Below are 21,781 nucleotides of genomic sequence, written 5' to 3'. Positions count from 1 at the left end.
GGTGTCACGGCGGTCGGTGCAGGTGCTGGCGGCGTTCGGGGTGCTGGCCGTGGGGGTGTTCCTGAAGTGGCTGCCGCTTTTCGCCGCTGAGCCCGGCCGCGCGTGCCTCCCGGGCAAGGAGCAGCCCGCTTGGTGCGGCCCGTCCTACGCCAACCCGGCGGAGTGGGGCGCGGTTCTGGTCGGCGGCGCGATACTGGCGCTGCTCTACCTGCGCTATCTGGCCGACCGCGAACAGGTTCGCTGATCCGGCATCCGCATCGGACAGTCCACACACGACAGTGCGCCCCGGCCGAAAAGGCCGGGGCGCACCAAGAGTCACCAGGGGTTGTTGTCCTGCTCGTCCGGGTCGATGCCGCCAGGACGACGGCCCGGCGGCGGTGCCGCAGGTCCGCCCGGAGCGGGCGGCGCAGCGGGCGGACGGGCCGCACCACCCGCGGGGGGCGGCGCAGCGGGCGGCTCCGGCTCCTCGGCCGGGGCGTCCGGCTGGTCGGCCGGATCCGGGTCGGGGTCCGGGAAGCGGCTGCGGAGCGAATCGAGCATGACTGCGCGCGTGTCCGGGTCCTCGTCGCCGAGGCTGCGGCCCATGACCTCGGCCACCCGGTCGGTGATGCCCGACTGCGCCTTGCGCATCGTCTCGAGCACCATCCTGGAGAGCTCCTCCGGCGGGATGGTGCGCGTGCGGGAGCTGAACACCAGGTCCGACACGACCCCGTCGGCCCCGACGGTGACCTTGACGGTCCCGTCCGGGCTCGTCGCGGTCAGCCGCAGCTGCTCGGTCTCCTGCTGGGCCGCCGCGTAGCGCTCCGCCTTGCGGGCGAACCCGGCCGCCCATTCGTCCATTCGCCGGATTGCGTCGTCGGGGTCCCTGATCAGGTCGCCCAGCCCACCCGCGCTGGTCATGCTTTTCGTTCTCCTCGAATCCCGTCACCCGCGCCGTTGCGGGCGGATCTACTCCTCGCCGCGACGGGCGCCGTCGTCCGTTGACGGTACCCGTCCGCCGCCGCGCCGCGAGGGCGGCACCGCCTCGCTATGCCCCGTCGACCCGTTCCTTCGGCTGCAACGGCTCGGCGCTGTCGTACCGGGCCTCCGCGGGCGCGGCGTCCCGGGTGAACGGCACGTTCTGCCCCGTGGGGGCCTGCACCCCGCCGACCCGGAACCGCTCCTTGAGCTCCCCGCTGTCGGTCTTGCTGAGCATCCCCTCGGTCGCCACCTTCTTGAAAGGCTTCGACTGGCCCTCGTCGCCCTCCTGGTAGGATTTCGCGGCCGTCCGCACGTTGTCCGCGGTCGCCTGGACGCCCTCGATCGCGCCGCTGATCGCTTCCTTCGCCTTCTCGCCGGTCGGGTTGATGATCGGCGGGAGGAACGCGCACAGCAGCCCGTACGCGTCGTCGGACATCGCGTAGTTCGCCGCCTGCGCCGCGGTGTTCAGCCGATCCACCAGGCCGTCCAGGTGGCTCGCGTGCGCCACGAGGTCGTCGGGTTCTACGCGGAACCCCTGTGCGCCTCCGCTCATCGCCGCCTCACTTCCAGTCCTTGTTCTTCCAGTCGCCGATCACCGGCGGGGCCACGACCTCGTCCGGCGCGAAGAACGACGGATCGTCCGATTCGACGAAGCTCGCGATCTTGTGTTCCTTGTCCTCCGGGCCCTTGCCGCCCTTGCCGCCGCCCATGGCTCCCATGCCGGGAGCGCCTGCCGCGCCCTTGCCGCCCGCGGCGCCCGAACCGGACCCGCCGCGCCCGGCGACGCCTTCCTCGGCCGGGCCGGAACCGCCCGCGCCGCTGAACGCGCCTCCGCCGCCGGCGCCCGGGCCGCCCTTGATGCCGCCGACGCCGCCCGCGCCTCCCCCGCCGAGCCTGCTGCTGATGCTCTCGCCGTTGACGCCGCCGATCTTGCCGATGCCGCCGAGCTTCTCCCCGCTCGGGCCGGTGCCGCCGCCCGGGAACAGCGGCTTGCCGTCCGGGCCGATCTTGCCCGGGTTGAACGGCTTCGGCTCGAACGGCTTGAGCCCGCCCGGGCCCTCGGGGATCGAGGGCTTGAACGGCTTGTACGGGTTCGGCTTGTACGGGTCGCCGTCCTTGCCGCCCGGGATGGGCGGGATCGACGGCGGGGTGAAGGTCGGATTGCTGCCGCCGGGATTGCCCCCGCCGGGGATCGGCGGAATGTTCGGCGGAGTGAAAGTCGAGCCGCCGGGATTGCCGCCGCCCGGGATGGGCGGGATGTTCGGCGGGGTGAAGCCCTGCGCCTTCGTCGAACCCGGGTCGTCCGAACCCGGGATGGGCGGGAACGAGCCGCCGGGACCGCCGCCGCCCGGGCCTCCGCCGCCGGGGCCGCCTTCGGGGATCTTCAGCGCCGCCGGGTCGAACCTGCGATCGGGCTGCTGCCCGCCGGGGCCGCCGGTGACGCTGCCCGGTCCGCCGTTGCCGCCGCCGTACGGCTTGCCGTCCGGTCCGATCGGCCGTCCGTCGGGGCCGATCGGCTGGCCGTTCGGGCCGACCGTGGTCCCCGGCGGGCCGATCGGCTTGCCGTCGGGACCCAGCGGACGCCCGTCCGGGCCGATGAGCTGGCCGTTCGGGCCGACCGTGGTCCCGGGCGGGCCGATCGGGTTGCCGTCGGGACCGATCGGACGGCCGTCCGGGCCGACCCGCACGCCGCCCGGAGCGCCCGCGCCGCCGCCGGGCCGCATCGGGGTGCCCTGCGTCGCGGCGTGCCACCGGTCCGTCTCGGCGGGCAGCTTCGGCGGTTCGGCGAACCGCGGCGTCGCCACCGCGCCGCCGATGGTCTGGTCGTACCGCGTCATGATCTGCGCGGCCTGCTCGCGGGCGGCCTGCTGGTCGGTGAAGGTCTTCATCGCCGAGGAGTAGGCCACGACGTACGCGGCCGGATCCTTGATCGTCATCAGGACCTTGTTCGCGTCCTGCGCCGAGAACTGCACCGGCGGGTTGGCGTTCATCGCCTTCTGCGTCTCGTTGAGCGCCTGCGAATGCACTTCCTGCTGGCGCCCGGTCAGCGTCGCGCCCTGCGCGGTGGTGCCGAGCCACTTGCCCACGTTGGCGAGGTGCACGCGCGCCGCGTCGCCCGCGTCGCCCTTCCAGTTCGAGGTGCTCGCGTTGATCGCGTCGCCGAGGTTCTTCTGGTGCGTCGCCAGTTCGTTGCCCAGGCTCACCCACGCCTCCGACGACTCGGCCACCGAGGCCGGGTCCGCGTCCGTGGAGATGGCTTCGACCATCTGCTCGTGCGTCGCGTTCTTCCAGTCGGTGTGCGGGGCGGCTCCCGGATCGCGCATCTCGAGGTCCTTGCCGAGATGCTTCTTCGATTCGTCCAGGTTCCGCTGGTACATCGCCTGGATCAGCTGGTCGCGCGCCTTCCCCTGGACGTTCGGGAGCAGCCATCCGTTGAAGATGGCGTCGATCTTCTTCGTCGCGTCCTCGCGCAGCTGGTCGCCCGAGGCCACGTCGTCCGGGCGCACCGGGCCGATGTAGTACTTCGACGAGGGGTCCAGCGTCGGGTTGTAGAGCGCGGTGTTGCCCGGGTCGTAGTCCGTCGAGGACGGGTCGGAGACGGACTCGGCGGTCGGTGCTTTCTTCTCGGCCACTGGTCTCCCCTTCAGCCCTGCTCTTCGACGGTGCGGTGGATGCGCTCGAAGGCTTCCCGCGAGCTGTGCTCCCGCTCCTTGTAGTTCTTCTTCGCGAGCTTGATCGCCTCGACGTAGGTCGGGAACTCGCGGTGCGCCGCCTGCAGCTGGGTGACCAGGCCCTGCTGGTCGCGCGCGGTCTCGGCCATGTGCTTGCTGACGAACATGCCCGCCGGGCTCTTCGACATCGCCGGGACCCCGGCGATCTTCTCGATCAGGTGCGCGTGCGCCTCCAGCGCGTCGAGCACGCCCTGGAGCGCGGCGATCATCTTGTCGCCGGTGCTGTCGTCCACCGCGAACGATCCGCGCTCGGCCAGCGTCTTCAGCTGGCGCGCGGGCAGCGAGAAGCCCACCGGGGCCACGGGGGCCGTCCTCGCTTCCATCGCCATCGGTGCCTCGTCGGTCATCGGGACCTCGTTCTCCTCGTGAACTGTCGCCGCTTGCAGTGGAATGATCAGTAAACCTCGGAAACCGCCTGCTGCACGGCGCGCTTGAGCTCGCGGGGCCCGGCGGGCACGTACTCCGCGGTCAGGTCGCCCGCCTCGCTGACGGCCGACTTGATCAGGTAGCGGCCGTCGGCGGTGTCGAGCCACCCGATCGGGTCGCCGCCGCGCCGCTCGCCGTGGCGGCCCCAGCCGCTCACCGCGATGTGCCCGCCGCCGAGCCGCGGCTGCGCCAGCACGCGTTCGAGCACCTCGACCCCGCCGGGGGCGGGGCGGGAGACCCGCGGGTCCGGGCGGCGCGGCTGCACGCGCCCGCTGACCTCGATCATCCCGAACGCGTCGGTCTCTTCCTCGTCCTCGGCCGCCTCGGCCCGCCGGCGCGCGGTCATCGCGGACACCTCCTGCGAGGCCGCCTGGCGGATCGTGTGCGCGCCGGTGCTGGCCGGGCGGGCCCGGGGCAGCACGCCCGCGACCACCTCGACGAGCTCCTCGTCGTCGAAGAGCGAGAACAGCAGTTCGTCGGTCTTCGGGTCCTGGGTGATCCCGAGCGCCTGCCTGCCGTCGGTGAGCGCGACCACCGCGATGTCCGCGCCGAGGCCGTCGATCCCGCTGACCGCGACCGACACCCGCGGCTTCGCGAGCAGCTCGAAGGCAGTGCGCACGTACGGGCTCAGCTCGTCGCCGACCGACAGCCTGCGCGCCTCGATCGCGTCGTTGACGACCTTCGCGACCTGGACGTACCGGTCGGGTTCCGCGGGCACGGAACCGATCCGCAGCGGGAACTGGCGGATGTTCCCGCCGGTCGCCTCCCCGATCACCAACGCTTCGACGACGTCGAGAACGAACTCGAACCTGTCCGCCATCCCGAGGGCATCCTTCCCACAGCCGGGTCGGGCACGGCCGCTTCGGCACCCTTGTGAGTGACGCCGAATTGCGTTGCCGTGCCTGGGATTCGCAATGGGGAAAGACTATCAGTCCGGCAGGGGCCGGTGATCACCACGGGGACTGCTGCCCCAATGTACCGAGGGCCGTGTCCGAAGAGACACGACCTGCGGTTTCGCCGCGCGCGCCGCTTGACGCGCGGCCCCGCGGCGGCGGAAATTCCTGGGTGCGAGAAAACTGACAAAAGACCGCCGCGGATCGCGGCGGCCCGTTGCGGTGCCCGGTTTTACCGAGTTGTTCTCCTGCCCTTCGCCGTCGTTTAGCCGGTTCGTCGCTCCACAGTGGACTGGGGCTCAGGAGACGGCGCGCGCCCGTTCGATGTCCGGTGAGCGGTACATCCGTTCCGGGATGCGCGCGAGCGTCGATTCGTGCACCTGCGGGCCGAGCCCGTACAGCTTCTGGAAGCTCATGATCAGCGGCCGCCACGCGTCGGGATCGATGCGGTCGCCGGCGCCCGGCATCCGGATGTCGTCGTGCACGAACACCCGCTGCACGCGCACTTCCAGCCCGACGACGCCGCCGCGCTGCGCTTCGTCGTCCTCGGCGAACGGGTGCACCGATTCCAGCACCGCTTCCATCGCGACCGGGCACTCGGCGACCCGAGGCGGCGCGACCGTCTCGGACGGCGCCGGCGTGAGCCCCGCGCGGCCGAACTTGTCCGCGACGTGGAAGTAGCCGCGCTCTTCCTTGCGCGGCGGCACCGGATCGGACCCGGTGGTCAGCGCCAGCCGGTCCACCGCGGCGGCCATCGCCGACGACGGGAGGTTCAGCACGCATTCGCGCGTGCGCAGGAGATTGAGCGTGGTCTTCGAACGGGCGCCGAGGCCGAGCATCGCCCGCCAGCCGAGCCAGAACGCCGACGACATCGGGGCCAGGTTGGCCGAACCGTCCTCATTGGACGTCGAGACGAGCGCCACCGGCGTGCCGAAGTAGAGGATGCCGGGCTCGATCGCAGTGTGGGTGGGAAAAGTCGTGTTCACACCGCTCAGTCTGGCCATCGCCGCCGGTGCGCCGCTGGCGGAAATCGGCCGTTGCTTTCCCGCCCCCGGACAAGCCGTGAAGGGCTCCTTGAAGGAATCAGATTCCCTCAAGGAGCCCTTCACCGACAGCTAGGCGACGCCTGCGGCGGCGAGGGCGCGGCCGGTGAGAACCCGGGCGAGGTGACGGCGGTACTCGGCCGTGGCGTGCGGTTCTTCCGGCGGCGAAGTGTCCTCCGCGGCCAGTTTCGCCGCCTCCGCCGCGGTCGCCCCGCCGGCCAGCGCGCGTTCGGTCGCCGACGCCCGCAGCGGCGTGCCGCCCATGTTGACCAGGCCGACCGAACGCCCGGTCACCGCGACGCCGACGATCGCCCAGTCGATGGCCCGGCGGGTGAACTTCTCGAACCCCCAGCCCAGCCCGGCCTGGCTCGGCAGCCGGATCTCGGTGAGCAGTTCGTCCGGCTCCAGCGGCGTGGTGAACGGCCCGAGGAAGAACTCCGCGGCCGGGATCCGCCGCTCCCCCCGCGGTCCGCGCGCGACGAGCGTGCCGTCCGCCGCGAGCACCGCCGCGGGCAGGTCGGCCGCCGAGTCGGCGTGCGCCAGCGACCCGCCGATCGTCCCGCGATGGCGCACCTGCGGGTCGCCGACCGAACCGGACACGTGCGCGATCAGCGGCGCGTGCTCGGCGAGCACCGGGTCGTGCTCGAGATCGTGGTACCGGGACAGCGCCCCGATCACCACCTCGTCGCCGTCGGCGCGGACGAACTTCAGCTCTCGCAGCGGCGCGATGTCCACCACGACCTCCGGCGCGGCGAACCGGAGTTTCATCAGCGGCAGCAGCGAATGCCCGCCCGCGAGCAGCTTCGCGTCTTCCCCGTGCTCGGCGAGCAGCGCGAGCGCTTCGTCCACAGTGGACGCGCGCCGGTAGGCGAATCCGGCCGGGATCACTGCGCCACCTCCTGCCCGGACGCGTCGATCACGGCGCTGACGATGTTGTGGTAGCCGGTGCAGCGGCAGAGGTTGCCCTCCAGCGCGGCGCGGGCCTCGTCGCGGGTCGGCTTCGGGTTTTCCTTCAGCAGCGACACCGTCGCCATCATCATGCCGGGCGTGCAGAACCCGCACTGCAGGCCGTGCTGCTCGCGGAACGCGCGCTGCACCGGGTGCAGGCCGTCGGCGCCCGGTCCGGAGGCCAGACCCTCCACAGTGGTCACTTCGTGGCCGTCCGCCTGCGCGGCCAGCACCGTGCAGGATTTCACCGATTCGCCGTCGAGCAGCACCGTGCACGCCCCGCAGGACGTGGTGTCGCAGCCGATGTTCGTGCCGGTGAGGCCCGCGGTGTCCCGCAGGTAGTGCACGAGCAGGGTGCGGTCGGGCACCTCCTGCGCGATCGTCTTCCCGTTCACCTCGATCGAGACCCGCACGTCAGTTCGCCTTCCTAGCGTCGTTCAAAGCCGTCCAGACCCGCAGCGGGGTGGTCGGCATGTCCAGGTGCCGCACGCCGAGGTGGGCGAGCGCGTCCACCACCGCGTTGTGCACCGCGGGCGTCGACCCGATCGTCGCCGCCTCGCCGATCCCCTTGACCCCCAGCAGGTTCCGGGTCGTCGGCGTCTCCATGTCCACCAGTTCGAAATCGGGCAGCTCGGGCGCGGTGACGAACGAGTAGTCGGCGAGCGTCGCCGTCGTCGGGTTGCCGTCCGCGTCGTAGCTCATCACCTCGAGCAGCGCCTGCGCGATGCCCTGGCCGAGCCCGCCGTGCCGCTGGCCGCGGAAGGTCAGCGGGTTCACGATCGGGCCCGCGTCGTCGAGCGCCACGAGGCGGCGGACCTCGACCTTGCCGGTTTCGGTGTCGACCTCGACGACCGCGAGGTGCGCGCCGAACGGGAACGTCGGCGCGCCGTCGCCGAACCAGACGTCGGCGGTGAACCCGTCCGCCTCGGCGGCGACGCGCGCCCAGTCGAGCGTCGTGCTGGACGGCGCGCCGCGGACCTGCCAGACGCCGCGTTCGACGTCCAGCTCCAGGTCGTCCGGCGCGGCTTCGAGCAGTTCCGCCGCGACCTGGCGGGCCTGCGCCACGACCTCCTCGGCCGCCCGCCGGATCGCCGAACCGCCGAGCTGCAGCGACCGCGAGCCGAACGTGCCGATCGCGCGCGGGACCTCGTCGGTGTCGCCGTGCCGGACGGTGATCTTGTCCAGCGGCACGCCCAGCTGGTCCGACAGCAGCATCCCGAGCGACGTCCCGAGCCCTTGCCCGTGCGGGGAACTGCCGGTCCACGCGGTGACCGAACCGTCCGGGTGCACGTCGACCCGGCCGCTCTCGCCCGACGCGTCGCCGCCGGTGATCTCCACGTAGGCGGCGATGCCGAGCCCCAGCGCCACCGGATCCCCGGCGGCGCGGCGCTTCCGCTGTTCTTCGCGCAGCTGCGCGTACCCCGCCGCGTCGAGCACCTTGTCGAGCGCCGCGGCGTACTCGCCGGTGTCGTACGAGCCGCCAGTCGGCGTCTGGTAAGGGAATTCCTCGGGGCGGATGAAGTTGACCCGCCGGACGTCGGCCGGATCCATGCCGATTTCCGCGGCGAACAGGTCGATCGCGCGCTCGACCGCCGCCGTCGCCTCCGGACGGCCCGCGCCGCGGTAGGCCGCGATCGGCGTGGTCGTGGTGACCACGCCGCGGCTGCGCGTCTGCACCACCGGGAACCGGTAGACGCCGGGGGCCATCATCTCGGTGAGCGTCGGCAGGAACAGCGCCCGCGGGTACGCACCGGTGTCCTGGAGGACGTCGAGCCGGTACGCCAGCACGGTTCCGTCGCGCTTGCCGCCGATGGTGACGGTGTTGCGCTGCGCGCGGCCGTGCGTCATCGAGGTGAGGTTCTCGCTGCGCGATTCGGCCCACCGCACCGCGCGCCCGGCCCGCTTCGCCGCCCAGGCGAGCAGGACCGCTTCCGGATCCGCGCCGATCTTCGCGCCGAACCCGCCGCCGACGTCCGGCGTGATCACCCGCACCAGGTCCTCGCCGATGCCGAGCCCGCCGGCCACGACGCTGCGGCCGATCTGCGCGTTCTGCGTGGAAAGCCACAGGGTGACCCGCCCGTCCTCGCCCCACGCGACGGACGCCCCGCGCGGCTCGACCGGGGCCGGCGCCACGCGCTGGTTGAGGATTTCCTCGGTGACGACGACTTCGCAGCCCTCGAACACCGAATCGTCGAACTCCTCCGGGCCGTTCGTGTGGACCACGTTGGTACCGTGGTCCGGGAAGACCAGCGTCTCGTCCGCGAGCGCGGTGTCGAAGTCCGCGACCGCGTCCAGCGGGTCGTAGTCCACATCGACCAGTTCGGCGGCGTCGGCGAGCTGGTACCGCTCCTCGGTGAGCACCAGCGCGACCGCCTCGCCGACGTACCGCACGACGTCTTTCGCCAGGTACGGCTCCGCGACAGGCCCGGCCTTGCCCGCTCCGAGATCGAGATCGGCCGCGGTGTAGACCCCGACCACGCCCGGCGCGGTGCGTGCTTCCGCCACGTCGATGCCGACGATCCGCGCGTGCGCGATCGGGCTGCGCACGAAGACCGCGTGCACGGCGCCGTCCAGCGCTTCTTCCTTGAGGTCGTCGACGTACGTTCCGCCCGCGGTGATCAGCTTCTCGTCTTCGACGCGCACCACCCGGGTGCCGACAATGCTCATCTGTCCTCCTGCTCGGGTACCCCGCCGACTATGCCCGCATGTGCTGCCCCGCGTCAGCCCGAACGGGTCTGCCACGCCGGAACCGCGGTGCGGGAGAGCCTGCGGCGGCGTGGCGGAAGATAGCGCACGGGACGGATCGGGTCGGCGGCTGAGCCCGTTCGGTGATCAACGGGCCGCTTCAGCCCGAGTAAGCCTGCCAACCCAGCACCACCGCCAAAGAAAGCCCGCCCAGTCCGATCGCGATCCGCAGCGGGGTCGCGGGCAGGTAGCGCACCACGACCGAGCCCAGCCACGAGCCCGCGACCGAACCGAGGCACACCGCGATCGCCGCGGGCCAGAAGACCTTTCCGGTGAAGGCGAACACCAGCGCGGCGATCAGGTTCGCGGTACCGGTCGCGATGTTCTTCGCCGCGTTCGTGCGGGCCAGCGACTGGCTCCACACCGTCGTCAGCAGCGCGAGCATCAGCACCCCGGCCGCGGCCCCGAAGTACCCGCCGTACACCCCGACCAGGAACGCAGCGATCGCGGTGAGCGGGCCGATTCCGCGGTGCTCGCTGTGCTCGGCCATCCGCCGCAGCCGCGGACCGGCCATCAACACGACCGACGCGCCGCCGATCAGCCACGGCACCACGACGGTGAACGCGTCCGGCGAACTGACCAGCAGCACCAGCCCGCCGCACGCCCCGCCTGCCGTGGTGATCAGGCACAACGGCAGCAGGCGGCGGCCTTGCCCCTTCAGCTCCGGGCGCGCGCCGACGGCGGCTCCGGCGGTCGTGCCCAGCATCGCGACGGTGTTGGTCATGTTGGCGACGACCGGCGGCAGCCCGGCGGCGAGCAGCGCCGGGTACGACACCAGCGACGCGAGGCCCGCGGTCGCGCCGGTCAGCCCGGCCCCGACCCCGGCCAGCACGAGAAGCAGGAATCCGCCGGGGCCAGTGATCACGTTGTCATCTCAGCACGCCGCTCCCGGCGGCCTCAGGCCGGGCCGAAGCCCGACGGCGAAACGTATAGGGCGTTATACGACATTGTCCGAAACCGGACGGGATCGGCCGCGAGGGTTGCCCGGCCGCCCGGCCGCCGCAGAGAATCCGCGCTGACAAGGTTGTCAACGGCTCTGGAGGACGCGGGATGGACCGGTTCACCCGGCGGCAGGCGCTCGGCTTCGCGGGCGCCGGAGCGGTGGTCCTCCTGGCCTCGGGAACAGCGCGGGCGGCGTCCCGGCCCGCGCCGGATCCCGTCGCCGCGACCTACCTGCGGGTCCTCCTCCGGCACACCCGCTGGGCCGAGCAGCAGTTCGACACCGCTGCCGGGATCTACCCGGCCCGCGACTTCACCTTCGCGGTCGTCCTCGGCAACGCGCTCCTGCTGACCCGCGACGGTTACGACGCGAGCGTCGCCGGAGTCGACCGCGGAACCCTGCGCGCGCACACCCTCGCCACGATCAAGCACTTCGCCGCCTCGAACCGGCTCACCGGCGGTGCCGAGTGGGGCCGGAAACTGTTCTTCGACACCACTTTCCAGTCCTACTTCCAGCTCGCCGCGCGTCTCTTGTGGACAGACCTCGACGCGGCGACGCGACGGAACGTCGAGCGCATCGCCACCGAACAGGCCGCCTACACGACCAGCCTCGGCACCGGCGACGACCCCGCCTCCGGCGACTGGACGCCCAACGGCCTGCGCGGCGGCTACGTCGGCGACACGAAGCTGGAAGAGATGGGCGTCTACGCGCAGTCGCTCGCCCCCGCGCTCGCCTGGGCGCCGAACGACCCGCGCGCCGCGGAATGGCGCGCGGCCTTCGGTTCCTGGAGCCGCAACGAAGGCGGCCTGCCCGCCGCGGATCTGGCGAACCCGCGGCTCGTCGACGGCAAACCGGTCAGCGGCAACACCGCGACCAACCTGCACGACACGTTCCTGGTCGAGAACCACGGCTCGTTCGGCCCGCACTACCAGGAAGAACTCTGGCGCACGTCCGGCCGCAACGCGATGCACTTCCTCACCGCCGGCGCGCCGCTGCCCGAGGTCCTCACCGCGCAGCCGAACGGCGAACTGCTGTGGCGCACCATGCTCCTGATGACCAGCGACGCGGGCGAACCGCTGATGCCGATGGTCGCCGACCGCGAACACCTCTACGGCCGGGACGTCCTCCCGCTGGCCTTCCGCGCCCAAGTGCTCGGCGACCGCCACGCCGCCTGCGCCGAGGCCCAGCTGGCCGCGCGGCTGGAGCCGTACCAGGCGTACCCGCCGTCCGACCGGATCACGAAGTTCTCCGGCGAACCCAAGTACGAACCGGAAGCCCGCGCCGAACTCGCCATCAGCTATTTGCTGCACGAATGGCGCGCCGAGCACGGAGGCCCGGTCAGTGCGGTGCGCAAGGAAGAATTCGACGCCCACGCCGCTCGCGCCGCCGACTTCGGGACCGGACCGGGCCTGCTGGCGCACCGCTCCCCCGCCGCGTGGGCCGCGACCGTCACCAAACCCGGGTTCGTGAAATTCGCCTGGCAGCCGAACCACGACGACTGGCTGTTCGTCCTCGGCGGCGCCAACCCGATGCTGCTGCCCGCCACGAACGTCGCCGTGCGCGAACGCCGCGCCACGACGTACCGCAAGGTCCGCGACGGATTCGACGGCACCCTCGGCGTCCTGCGCTTCGACACCGGGTACGCCGCACTCGCCACGCTCCCCACCGGTGCCGCGGTTTACGCCAGCACCGGCGTCGCGCCGGACGAAGGCGTGCTCAACGTCTACAACCTGGCCATGCCAGGCGTTCCCGGCCTCGACGGCGATCGCGCCTACACCGCTGCCGAGGGATCGGTGACGCTCCCCGCACAGTCCGGGCCGGCCGGCGCGCGCACCGACGATCTGGCCTTCCCGCCGGTGACGGCGCGCCACGTGCGGATGCTTGGCGTGCAACCGGACCCGCAATACGGCTACTCGCTCTGGTCGTTCGAAGTCCATGACGGCAACGGCCCTGATCTCGCCCTGGCCGGAACCGCGTCCGCGTCCTCGGCCGCGCCGGGCAAGGAGGCGAAGTACGCCGCCGACGGCAATTCCGCCACCCGGTGGGCAGTGTCCGCATCGGACCGTCCGCGCGCGGACAGCTGGCTCGCCGTCGATCTCGGTGCACCGCAACGGGTCGATCGGGTCCGCCTGAGCTGGGAGGCCGCTGCCGGGCGGAAGTACCGGATCGAAACGTCGCCCGACGGCGCCGCCTGGACGTCCGTCGCGACCTATCCGACGCCCGCGCTGCACAGCACCGGCGGCTGGCTGGACATCGACGGCCGGGCCGGGATCGTCGTCACCAGCCCGAATCCGCTCACCGTCACGAACGACCACGTCACGCTGTCCGCCGGGCCGCCCGCGCCGCTACTGGCCGAGCTGTACCCCGGCCGCGCGGACCTGCCGAAACTCGCCCGGCGCGCCCGCGCCAGCGCGACCGGAGTCCACGTAAGCGTCACCGACGATTTCCTCGTGCTGGCCAACCTTTCCGACCGCTCCGCGACCGGAACCGCTTCCCTGCCACAGGATCGCACCGCACTTCTCCTCTACCGAGGCACGCAGACAGTCACGACGTCCGGCAGCTCGTTCGGCTACGAACTCGCCCCCGCCGAAGGCCGGGTCGAACCGCCGCGATTCACCGTGCGCGGCAAGTCCGGCAGCGCCGTCCCACCCGGCCTGAGCGCGGTAGTGCACGACGCCAGCCGCGTCGACCTGACCGCCCCGCCCGGACTTCTTCCGGCAGTCGTGACCGTGACCCCGACCGGCGGCCGTCCGCGCACAGTCGCGCTGCCGCCGCGCCAGACCGTTCCCGTCGTGTTCGCCGAGACCCGGCCGTACCCGCTGAACGACCGCGCACTCGGGTGCGCGACCTTCCCCGCCGAACCGCTGCCGCCCGGGATGACCAGCCCGGACGCGGCCGTCGACGACAACCCGGCGACAGCATGGCAACCCGGCCCCGGCGGCCGGTTGGTGGCGGACCTGGGCGCACCACTGCGGATCGCGACCGTCGAACTCGCCTGGACCGCCGGCCGAGTGCCCGCCACCGTCGTCGAGACCAGCACCGACGGCATCACCTACGCCGAAGCCGCCCGTCCGGACCGAAAACGCACCGCCTCTGTCACGCTGCCCCAGCCCGTCCGCTACCTGGCCCTCCGCACCCTGGACTGGCGACGAGGCGACGCCAGCCTCACCCGGATCTCCGCGCTCACACCGCCGAACTAGCCGGCCACTCCTCGAACGGCAACGCGAGCGTGTGCCCGGTCTGCTCGGCTTTCGCGCGCAGGTACCGCACGTTGTTCTCGTTCGCGAAAACCCCGGTGCGGACGCGCTCGCGCACATCGAGGCCGTGCCGCGCCAGCTGGGCCGCCTTGTCCGGGTTGTTCGACAGCAGATCCAGCTGCTGAACGCCGAACAGGCTGAGCATCTGCGCGGCCGCGGTGTAGTCGCGCGCGTCCTCGGGCAGGCCGAGCGCGGAATTCGCCGCGTAGGTGTCCAAACCGGAATCCTGCAGCGCGTAGGCGTCGAGCTTGTTGTACAGCCCGATTCCGCGGCCTTCCTGACGCAGGTAGAGCAGGTACCCGCCTGCCTCGGAAATCCGCGCGACCGACTCCGCCAGCTGCGGGCCGCAATCGCAGCGCGCGGATCCGAAGACGTCTCCGGTGAGACATTCCGAATGCAGCCGCACCAGCGGCACCGGACCGGGTTTGCCCAGCACGAAGGCAAGATGCTCGAGCCCGTCGGACAGCCCGGCGAACGTGACCGCCTCGGACTCGACCGCGGGAGCGTCGCCGAACCGCAGCGGGATCCGTACTCGCGTGCGCACCTGTGGGACTGTCGTCATCGGGCAACTCCTCTCCCCCTCGATGATTCCGACCCTACCCAGAACCGCCGGCAAAACCGCGGCCCCGGAGTGCGGCCAAGGTCACGTAGGCTCGCGGGCATGGCCGACCGTCCCGAATCGTTCGCCGCCGAAACCGATCCCGCGCAGCTCGCCGACCTGCGCGCCCGGCTGCGCGCGACCCGCTGGCCGGACGCGCCGGAAGACGGCTGGGCGCTCGGCGCGGACGTGAGCTACCTGCGTGAACTGATCGCCTACTGGGCAGAAGAGTTCGACTGGCCGAAGCAGGAAGCCGCGCTCGCGCGGCTGCCGCGGTACCGCGTCCGGATCGGCGGATCCCGGATCCATTTCGTGCACGCCCGCGCGGTCGCGCCGAGCGGGCCGGCGCTGCCGCTCGTGCTGACCCACGGCTGGCCGGATTCGTTCTGGCGCTATTCGAAAGTCGTCCCGCTGCTCGCCGACCCCGGCGCCCACGGAGCCGACCCGGCGGACGCCTTCGACGTCATCGTCCCGGACCTGCCCGGCTACGGATATTCCGACCGCCCCGCCGGCCCGGCGCCCGATTCCGTCGCCGTCGCCGGGATGTGGGCCGAACTGATGACCGTCCTCGGCTACCCGCGCTTCGCCGCGGCGGGCGGCGACATCGGCAGCAGCGTCAGCCGCTTCCTCGCCCTCGACCACCCGGACCGGGTCGTGGCCGTGCACCGGATGGACGCCGGGCTGCCCGCGTTCGTCCCGGACGACGCGACGCCCGAAGAACGCGAATGGCTCCAAGGCGCCGCGGCCTGGGGCGCGGCCGAGGGAGCGTATGCCGCGATGCACCGCACCAAACCGCAGACCGCCGCGGTCGGGCTCACCGATTCGCCTGCCGGGCTGGCCGCGTGGATCGTGGAAAAGCTTCGCGCGTGGAGCGACTGTGGCGGGGAGGTCGAACGCGCTTTCACCAAAGACGAGATCCTTGCCAACGTCACCATCTACTGGCTCACCGGCACCATCGGCTCAGCCATGCGGATGTACCGGGCCAACGGCGCGATCCCGCCGGAACAGCATGCCCGGCGGGTCGAAGTGCCGTCCGGTTTCTCGCTGTTCCCGGCCGATCTCGTCCGCGCGCCGCGCGCGTGGATCGACCGGGTGGCCAACACCGTCCGCGTCACCGAACCGGAACGCGGCGGGCACTTCGCGCCGTTCGAGGAGCCGGAGCTGTACGCGCGGGAACTGCGCGACTTCTTCCGCCCGTTCCGGCAGGGATAACGCCTGTTAGAGGCGACCTAGCTCCCCCACGTGGACGGCATCCCCCCTTCCTCTTCCACCGGCGGCAGCTCCGGCGACAGCAACGCCAGATCCGGGGGCACCAGCACCGCCGCCGAAACGAGCGCCGCCACCAGGTCCTCGTCCGGCGACCCCGGCCGGAACCGGTACCGCACCGCATCCAGCACCCGCGCCACCGCTTCCGCGGTCCATCCGCCGTCCGGATCGAGCGTCGACAACCGGTGCGCGGCCAGCGAAACCGGCACCGGACGCGGTCGTTCCTCCTGCCGCAGGAACGCGCGCGCGACCATCGCCAGCACGAGCCGTTCGTCCGGCCGCAGCCGCCCGGCCGGGACCGGCGGCGGCGTCCCGTCGGCGATCCGGATCTCCAGCACGTGCTCGCGGTCCCCCGAACCGCGCGCGTACACCGGGAGATAGCCGGGCGGCAGCGGAACCGGCGCGGCCCCGGCGAACACCAGCCGCGACCGCGGCAGCCGCAGCGGAACCTTGCCGGTCGCCCGCACCCACCACCGGCCCGCGTGCCGCTCCAGCACGCCGTGGCGGCGGCTGACCCGGCGGTCGTCCTCGCCGAGCGGCACCGTCACCTCGGCGGTGTTCCGCCCGAACGTGACCGGCCCCCGCGCCGCCGGCGGCACCAGGACTCCCCCCGCGCGCCCCAGCACCGCCAGCGTGCCCGGCGGCGACGCGAACCCGAGCGCGAGGCTCGGGTGTCCCGCGGGCAGCGTCCGCATCGCCTCCCCTGCCAAGGACACCCCCCGCGGAGCCGCTGCCGGACCCCGGCCGGGCGGCCGCGACGGCCCGCCGGGGGCGCGGGACCGGATCCGCCGCGCACCGCGAGTCAAGCAGGAGGGGCCGGGACCCCTCCCGGATCGTCCCCGGGTTCGAGCAGCGCCAGGTCCGGCGGGACCAAGGACGTCGAGAGCAGGAGTTCCTTGATCAGGTTGTCGTTCAGCGCGTTCCCGACCGGTTCGCCGACCTCTTCCCTGGTCAGCCCGGCCACCCCGGCGCGCGCCAGCCGGGCGCGCACGGCTCCGACGAGGTGTTCGACGCGCTTGGCGCTCCAGCGCGCCTCCGGTTTCAGCTCGGACAGCTGTTCCGCGACCTGCCGCCACGCGAGCGGCTGCGGATACTGGTCCTGCAGCAGATACCGCTGCGCGAGCGAGACGAGCACGAGCCGTTCGTCCGGCGTGAGCCGCCACATCCGCGGCGGTTCGGTGACGTCCTGCGGCCGCGAATCCGGGCGGCGGCCGTCCGCGCCCGCGACGTACACCTCCAGCAGGTGCTCGCGCCCGGCCGAACCGCGCACGAACGCCGCGGTGTAGCCCTCGGCCAGCGGCACCGGTTCCTCTTCGGGAAACAGCAGCCGCGAACCGGGCAGCCGGATCGGCAGTTTCCCGGTGTTGTGGATCCACCAGGAATCCCGGCGCCGCACCAGGAATCCCTGTTTCCGGCTGACCTTCCGGTCGTCCTCGCCGACACACACGTGCACGTCGTCGCGGTTGCGGCCGAACAGCACCTGCCTGCCGTCGCGCGGCGGCATCCGCACGCCGCCGGTCACCGCGAGCGCGAAGATCGTGCCCGGCGGGGAAGGCGGGACGCCGTGCGCGAGGCTGCCGTGGTCCGAGCCCAGTTCTTCCGGCGGGCCGCCGGGAAACGCGGTCATGTCTTCGGCAGCTTTCCGGCCAGCGAACCGGCCAATGCGGACACCGGCGCGCACAGCCGCGCCGAGGGCGGTGTCCCGTGCACCACGACCCGAAGGCGTTCCACCCTCGGGTCTCCGTGCGCGTCGGTGTAGGGACGGTAGACGAGAACCGCCTGGCAGGTGTCCGTCGCGAACTCGTCGGTTTTGAGATACGCGTCGTGCCCGCCGATCTGCACGAGCTGGCCGGTCGTGCTGTCCGGCGGCTGGTCCCGGTCGAACATGACGGTGACCGAACGGTCGCTCGCCTGGCTCTTCCAGTCGCACCACCAGCCGCCGAAACCGCGGCTGATCCGGACCGGGGCGGCGACTCCGGCCGCCGAGGAAACCGAGAGCGAGTCCAGCAGGGAGCACGCGTCCACGTTCGCCAGCGAACCCGCCGGGAACGCCGTCGTGCGCCGGGGAACCCCGGCCGCTGCCATGGCTTTCGTCGCCGAGGCGACCGCGGTGTCGGCGGCCCGGCACAGGTCGAGGTGGTAGCCGTCGTCCTGCTTGGCCGTCACCTGCACCACGAACCGGTCCTGCAACTGGATCGTCCGCTCGCACTTGTCCGGCGACGCGGCGCCGAAAACCGGGAACGGCCCGGACTTCGACTGCGTGCCCTCCATCGCCGAACCGGGCGGGTCGTTCAGCTCCACCAGGACGTCCGCTTGGCGGTCGCCTTGGTGCAGGATCACGTCGCAGCGGTTGAAGTTCCCGTAATCCGGGACGGCCTCCGGGTCGCCGAACGGTTTCAGCGGGGCCGGGTCGACCAGCCGGCACGGGTCGGCGGCCCGCGGATCGGGACCGATGCCGAGCTTCGCCTGCGCCACCGGGGCGACCGGCGGGCTCGCGTCGGTCTTGGCCGGACGGGTCGCGAAGTACGTGGCGACCACGACCGCGACCGCCGCGACCGCCACCCCGGCGATCAGCAGCCCCCGCCGGCCGCGCGGCCGCGGCGGAACGGCGACCGGCAGCGCGTCGATCCCCTCGGCCAGCAGTTCGCCCGCCGACACCGCGGCCGGCCGTTCCGCGGGGTCGCGCCGCATCAGCAGTTCCAGCGTCGGCGCGAGACCGTCCGCGTGCCGCGCGCGCGGCACCGCGCCCTCGGCGACCCGGCGGATGGTGGCGTACTCGTTCCCGCCGGAGAACGGCGGCGTGCCCTCGACCGCGGCGAAGAGCGTTGCCCCCAGGGAAAAGACATCCGACGCCGCGGTGGGCGGATGCCCTTGCGCGACCTCCGGGGCGAGGTAGTCCGGCGTGCCGCCGATGAGCGGCGAATCGGTGACCGTCTCGTCCGTGCGGACCGAACGGGAGATGCCGAAATCGGTGAGCTTCGCACGGCCGTCCGAGGCGATCAGGACGTTGCCCGGCTTGACGTCGCGGTGCACGATGCCGTGCCCGTGCACCGCGCCGAGCGCAGCCGCGATCTGCACGCCGATCTCGGCGACCGTCCGCGCGGGCAGTCTTCCTTCCGCGGCGAGGATTTCGGCGAGGCTGCGCGAGGAAACGTACTCCATCACCAGCCACAGCTCGTCCCCGTCGGCGGCGACGTCGAAGAAGGTGACCACGTTCGGGTGCAGCACGCCGGCCGCCAGCCGGGCCTCGCGGCGCAGCGTCCGCCCGCTCACCACGTCGGACAGCCGGGCCTGCTTGAGCGCCACCTCCCGGCCGAGCCGGTCGTCGTGCGCCCGCCAGACGACGCCCATGCCGCCGCTGCCGACGCGCTCCAGCAGCCGGTACCGGTCCGCGATGAGCTGGTCCGCGTGCACCGACGCTCCCCTCGGCGTGGTCCGACCCCTGTGAGGTAACTCGCAGTAACGATACTGCATCGCGCACGTCCGCAGAAAGCGGCCCGGGACCCCTCCCGCCGTCCGGCCCTATCTTCGCCGCGTCCCCCGTCCGAGCGAAAAAGAGGAGACCCATGCGCACCCGCGTCCTGGCCGCCGCCGCGGTACTGGCCGTCGCCTTCGCTCCGCCCGCGCACGCCGGTTCCCGGCTGCACATCACCGCCGGCGGCACCCCGGACCACCCGCGGGTGTATTCCGGCGGCGGGAGATCGGTCCCCGGCATCGACATCGACGCCGACTGGGTCGTCGTCGACGGATTCACCCTCGAAAGACCGTCCGCGCCCGGCGTCGAAATCCGCGGCAACCACGTCACGCTGAAGAACACCAGGATCACCGCCCCGCAAGGCGGGGACGGCGACGGCATCCGGTTCTTCGGCGACTACATCGCCATCGAGCACAACACGATCAGCCAGACGTCGAACCGCGACGGCGCGCACGCCGACTGCATGCAGACGTTCTCCAGCGACAGCCCGCCGAGCAACCACGTCCGGATCGAAGGAAACCGCTGCGAGAAAATCGACAACATGTGCCTGATGGCGGAAGGCCCGAACGACGGCGAGGGCGACGGAAAGGGCCACACCACCGATTTCCTGGTCAAGGACAATTTCTGCGAAACACTCGTCGCCTCGCAGACGCTGATGTTCGAGGACGTCCAGCAGGCCGCCATCACCGGCAACACCTTCGCGGCGGGCCCGGACCACGCGATCGGCTTGGCGATCCGCTCCACCGGCGCGCGCGTCGAAGGCAATCGCGTGGATCCGTCGATCCCGTGCGAGGTCGGCATCGACGATTCGTCCCGGGAGGGTTATTCCGGACCGGAGCCCGCTTGCGCTCCGTGACCTTTGTGGAGACCTTTGTGGACGGTCCGGCCGACAGCGCACCGTGACCGGAAACGCCCGGTTTCGCGCGGGGTTCGGGCAGTCGGGTGAATCGAGGGTGACGCGGTTCACCAGGCGACGGGCCGGGTACTTCCTCCGAGACGGCACGCGGGCCGCCGAAGGAGACCTCCATGCTCAGTCACCACGAACGCGTCGAGCTGGACAAGATCGAGCGCTGGTTCGAAACCAGCGACCCGGAACTGGCCGCCGCCCTGCGCCGCGGCAAACCGGCCCGCTCCGCCGCGCTGCTGACCGCCTTCGCGATCCTGCTGGACGTCGCCGCGTGCGGCCTCCTCGTCGCCGGCATCGCCGGGTCGAGCCCCGCGCTCACCGTGTGCGCCCTGTTCGCCGCGGCGGGCGGGGTGGCGGCGCACGTCGCCCGCTGCCGCGGGTGACCGGCTCGTGAGCGGCGATCCCGGTTAGAACCGGGATCGCCGCTCACGACCCCAGCGCCCTCCGGATGCGCCGCCCGCCCCGCGCACCGCACACTGGTCCGGTGTCCGACTGGGTGCTGCACGTCGATCTCGACCAGTTCATCGCCGCCGTCGAGGTGGCGCGGCGGCCGGAGCTGCGGGGGCGGCCGGTGATCGTCGGCGGGAACGGCGATCCGGCCGAGCGCGCCGTCGTGGCGACCGCGTCCTACGAGGCGCGCGAGTTCGGCGTCGATTCCGGGATGCCGCTGCGGCTGGCCGTCAAACGCTGCCCGGACGCCGTCCTCCTCCCCGTCGACGCCCCGGCCTACCAGGAGGTCTCCGACCGCGTCATGGCCCGGCTGCGGGAATTCCCGGTGGTCGTCGAGGTGCTCGGCTGGGACGAAGCCTTCCTCGGCGCGACCGCCGGCGATCCCGAAGCGCTCGCCGCGGAAATCCGGCGCGGCGTCGAGGAGGAAACCGGGCTCTCGTCGTCGGTCGGAATCGGCGACAACAAGCTCCGCGCCAAACTCGCCACCGGTTTCGCGAAACCGGCCGGAATTTACCGGCTCACCCAGGAAAACTGGTGGGACGTCATGGCGGAAAGGCCCACCGACGCGCTGTGGGGAATCGGCCGGAAAACCGCGAAGAAACTCGCCGAGGCCGGGTACTCCACCATTCTCGGCCTCGCCGCGGCCGACCCGGACGCGCTCGCCGCGCGGTTCGGGCCGAAGCTGGGGCCGTGGTATCGCCTGCTGGCAGGCGGAATCGGCGACGCCGAGGTGAGCGCGACTCCGTACGTCGCGCGTTCCCGAAGCAGGGAAACGACATTCCAGCAAGACCTCACCGACCCCGACGCCATCGCGAGCGAGACCGCGGCCCTCGCCCGACGCGTCGCGCAGGACGTCGCCGACGAGGGACGTCCTGCGGCGCGGGTGGCGGTCAAGGTGCGATTCGCGCCGTTCCTCACCCACACCCACAGCGTGACGCTCCCCGCACCGTCCTCGGATCCGGCCGTGCTCGCCGCGGCGGCGCAAGACCTGCTGGGCCGCTTCGCCTTCGGCAAACCGGTGCGGCTTCTCGGCGTTCGGGCGGAGTTCCCGCGCGCTTGACAGGTCCGGACCGGGCTTGCCAAGGTGGAACGGACGCGCCCGCCGGGGCGCGGCTCCGGGCCGAGAGGCGCTGCGACGGGG

19 protein-coding genes and 1 pseudogene are annotated in these 21,781 nt (G+C 72.2%); 6 read left to right on the top strand and 14 right to left on the bottom strand.

What is annotated here, in order from left to right:
- Position 1: 1 nt before the first annotated feature.
- Positions 2-244 carry a hypothetical protein gene (locus H4281_RS00385; protein WP_182888833.1) on the top strand — a complete coding sequence of 81 codons (243 nt, stop codon included), beginning with the start codon at positions 2-4 and terminating at the stop codon, positions 242-244.
- Positions 245-315: 71 nt separating this feature from the next.
- On the opposite strand, the gene H4281_RS00380 is transcribed toward H4281_RS00385, so the two are convergent.
- The 10 genes and pseudogenes from H4281_RS00380 to H4281_RS00335 form a co-directional block, all read right to left on the bottom strand.
- The gene (locus H4281_RS00380; RefSeq protein WP_182888832.1) at positions 316-900 is read right to left on the bottom strand and encodes a YbaB/EbfC family nucleoid-associated protein; all 585 of its coding nucleotides are present in this window, start codon (positions 898-900) and stop codon (positions 316-318) included.
- Between the two features lie 313 nt (positions 901-1,213).
- Positions 1,214-1,513, bottom strand: a pseudogene (locus H4281_RS45345) (type VII secretion target); the annotation flags it as partial.
- A gap of 7 nt (positions 1,514-1,520) precedes the next feature.
- Complete coding sequence (locus H4281_RS46085) at positions 1,521-3,593, bottom strand: PPE domain-containing protein (protein WP_182888830.1); 2,073 nt, start codon at positions 3,591-3,593, stop codon at positions 1,521-1,523.
- Between the two features lie 11 nt (positions 3,594-3,604).
- Positions 3,605-4,039 carry a hypothetical protein gene (locus H4281_RS00365; protein ID WP_182888829.1) on the bottom strand — a complete coding sequence of 145 codons (435 nt, stop codon included), beginning with the start codon at positions 4,037-4,039 and terminating at the stop codon, positions 3,605-3,607.
- A 47-nt stretch (positions 4,040-4,086) separates the two neighbouring features.
- Positions 4,087-4,938, bottom strand: coding sequence for an ESX secretion-associated protein EspG (locus H4281_RS00360; protein WP_182888828.1), 852 nt, complete (start codon positions 4,936-4,938; stop codon positions 4,087-4,089).
- 372 nt (positions 4,939-5,310) lie between these two features.
- Positions 5,311-5,997: a flavin reductase family protein gene (locus H4281_RS00355; RefSeq protein ID WP_237600159.1), complete on the bottom strand. Its 687-nt coding sequence runs from the start codon at positions 5,995-5,997 to the stop codon at positions 5,311-5,313.
- 129 nt (positions 5,998-6,126) lie between these two features.
- Positions 6,127-6,942: an FAD binding domain-containing protein gene (locus H4281_RS00350; protein WP_182888826.1), complete on the bottom strand. Its 816-nt coding sequence runs from the start codon at positions 6,940-6,942 to the stop codon at positions 6,127-6,129.
- Positions 6,939-7,415: a (2Fe-2S)-binding protein gene (locus H4281_RS00345; RefSeq protein WP_182888825.1), complete on the bottom strand. Its 477-nt coding sequence runs from the start codon at positions 7,413-7,415 to the stop codon at positions 6,939-6,941. Before H4281_RS00345 ends, H4281_RS00350 begins: the two co-directional genes overlap by 4 nt.
- 1 nt (position 7,416) lies before the next feature.
- A complete protein-coding gene (locus H4281_RS00340) occupies positions 7,417-9,669 on the bottom strand; it encodes a xanthine dehydrogenase family protein molybdopterin-binding subunit (RefSeq protein ID WP_182888824.1) in 2,253 nt (750 codons plus the stop codon).
- Positions 9,670-9,847: 178 nt separating this feature from the next.
- Positions 9,848-10,612 carry a sulfite exporter TauE/SafE family protein gene (locus H4281_RS00335; RefSeq protein WP_182888823.1) on the bottom strand — a complete coding sequence of 255 codons (765 nt, stop codon included), beginning with the start codon at positions 10,610-10,612 and terminating at the stop codon, positions 9,848-9,850.
- Between the two features lie 185 nt (positions 10,613-10,797).
- On the opposite strand from H4281_RS00335, the gene H4281_RS00330 reads away from it, so the two are divergent.
- Positions 10,798-13,887: a discoidin domain-containing protein gene (locus tag H4281_RS00330; RefSeq protein WP_182888822.1), complete on the top strand. Its 3,090-nt coding sequence runs from the start codon at positions 10,798-10,800 to the stop codon at positions 13,885-13,887.
- Here H4281_RS00330 and H4281_RS00325 read toward each other — a convergent pair.
- Positions 13,871-14,506: a GTP cyclohydrolase II gene (locus H4281_RS00325; protein WP_182888821.1), complete on the bottom strand. Its 636-nt coding sequence runs from the start codon at positions 14,504-14,506 to the stop codon at positions 13,871-13,873. The two genes, H4281_RS00330 and H4281_RS00325, sit on opposite strands and share 17 nt — an antisense overlap.
- A gap of 99 nt (positions 14,507-14,605) precedes the next feature.
- Between H4281_RS00325 and H4281_RS00320 the strand changes: the two genes are divergently transcribed.
- Positions 14,606-15,754 carry an epoxide hydrolase family protein gene (locus tag H4281_RS00320; RefSeq protein WP_182888820.1) on the top strand — a complete coding sequence of 383 codons (1,149 nt, stop codon included), beginning with the start codon at positions 14,606-14,608 and terminating at the stop codon, positions 15,752-15,754.
- A gap of 17 nt (positions 15,755-15,771) precedes the next feature.
- Here the strand turns inward: H4281_RS00320 and H4281_RS00315 are convergent, their stop codons facing one another.
- From H4281_RS00315 to H4281_RS00305, 3 genes are all read right to left on the bottom strand, one after another.
- Positions 15,772-16,503 carry an FHA domain-containing protein gene (locus H4281_RS00315; RefSeq protein ID WP_182888819.1) on the bottom strand — a complete coding sequence of 244 codons (732 nt, stop codon included), beginning with the start codon at positions 16,501-16,503 and terminating at the stop codon, positions 15,772-15,774.
- A gap of 107 nt (positions 16,504-16,610) precedes the next feature.
- Positions 16,611-17,435 carry an FHA domain-containing protein gene (locus H4281_RS00310; protein WP_182888818.1) on the bottom strand — a complete coding sequence of 275 codons (825 nt, stop codon included), beginning with the start codon at positions 17,433-17,435 and terminating at the stop codon, positions 16,611-16,613.
- A complete protein-coding gene (locus H4281_RS00305; protein WP_182888817.1) occupies positions 17,432-19,222 on the bottom strand; it encodes a serine/threonine-protein kinase in 1,791 nt (596 codons plus the stop codon). Before H4281_RS00305 ends, H4281_RS00310 begins: the two co-directional genes overlap by 4 nt.
- Before the next feature lie 152 nt (positions 19,223-19,374).
- Between H4281_RS00305 and H4281_RS00300 the strand changes: the two genes are divergently transcribed.
- The 3 genes from H4281_RS00300 (at position 19,375) to H4281_RS00290 (ending at position 21,700) form a co-directional block, all read left to right on the top strand.
- Entirely contained in the window at positions 19,375-20,139 is a 765-nt protein-coding gene (locus H4281_RS00300; protein WP_182888816.1) for a right-handed parallel beta-helix repeat-containing protein, read from the top strand.
- 170 nt (positions 20,140-20,309) lie between these two features.
- Entirely contained in the window at positions 20,310-20,573 is a 264-nt protein-coding gene (locus tag H4281_RS00295; RefSeq protein ID WP_182888815.1) for a DUF3040 domain-containing protein, read from the top strand.
- 65 nt (positions 20,574-20,638) lie between these two features.
- Positions 20,639-21,700, top strand: coding sequence for a DNA polymerase IV (locus H4281_RS00290; RefSeq protein ID WP_182888814.1), 1,062 nt, complete (start codon positions 20,639-20,641; stop codon positions 21,698-21,700).
- Positions 21,701-21,781 lie beyond the last annotated feature (81 nt).

The organism is Amycolatopsis dendrobii (assembly GCF_014145675.1).
Classification (GTDB): Bacteria; Actinomycetota; Actinomycetes; order Mycobacteriales; family Pseudonocardiaceae; genus Amycolatopsis; species Amycolatopsis dendrobii.
The sequence above is the reverse complement of the archived record's forward strand: the minus strand, read 5'-3'. Positions and strand labels throughout refer to the sequence as shown.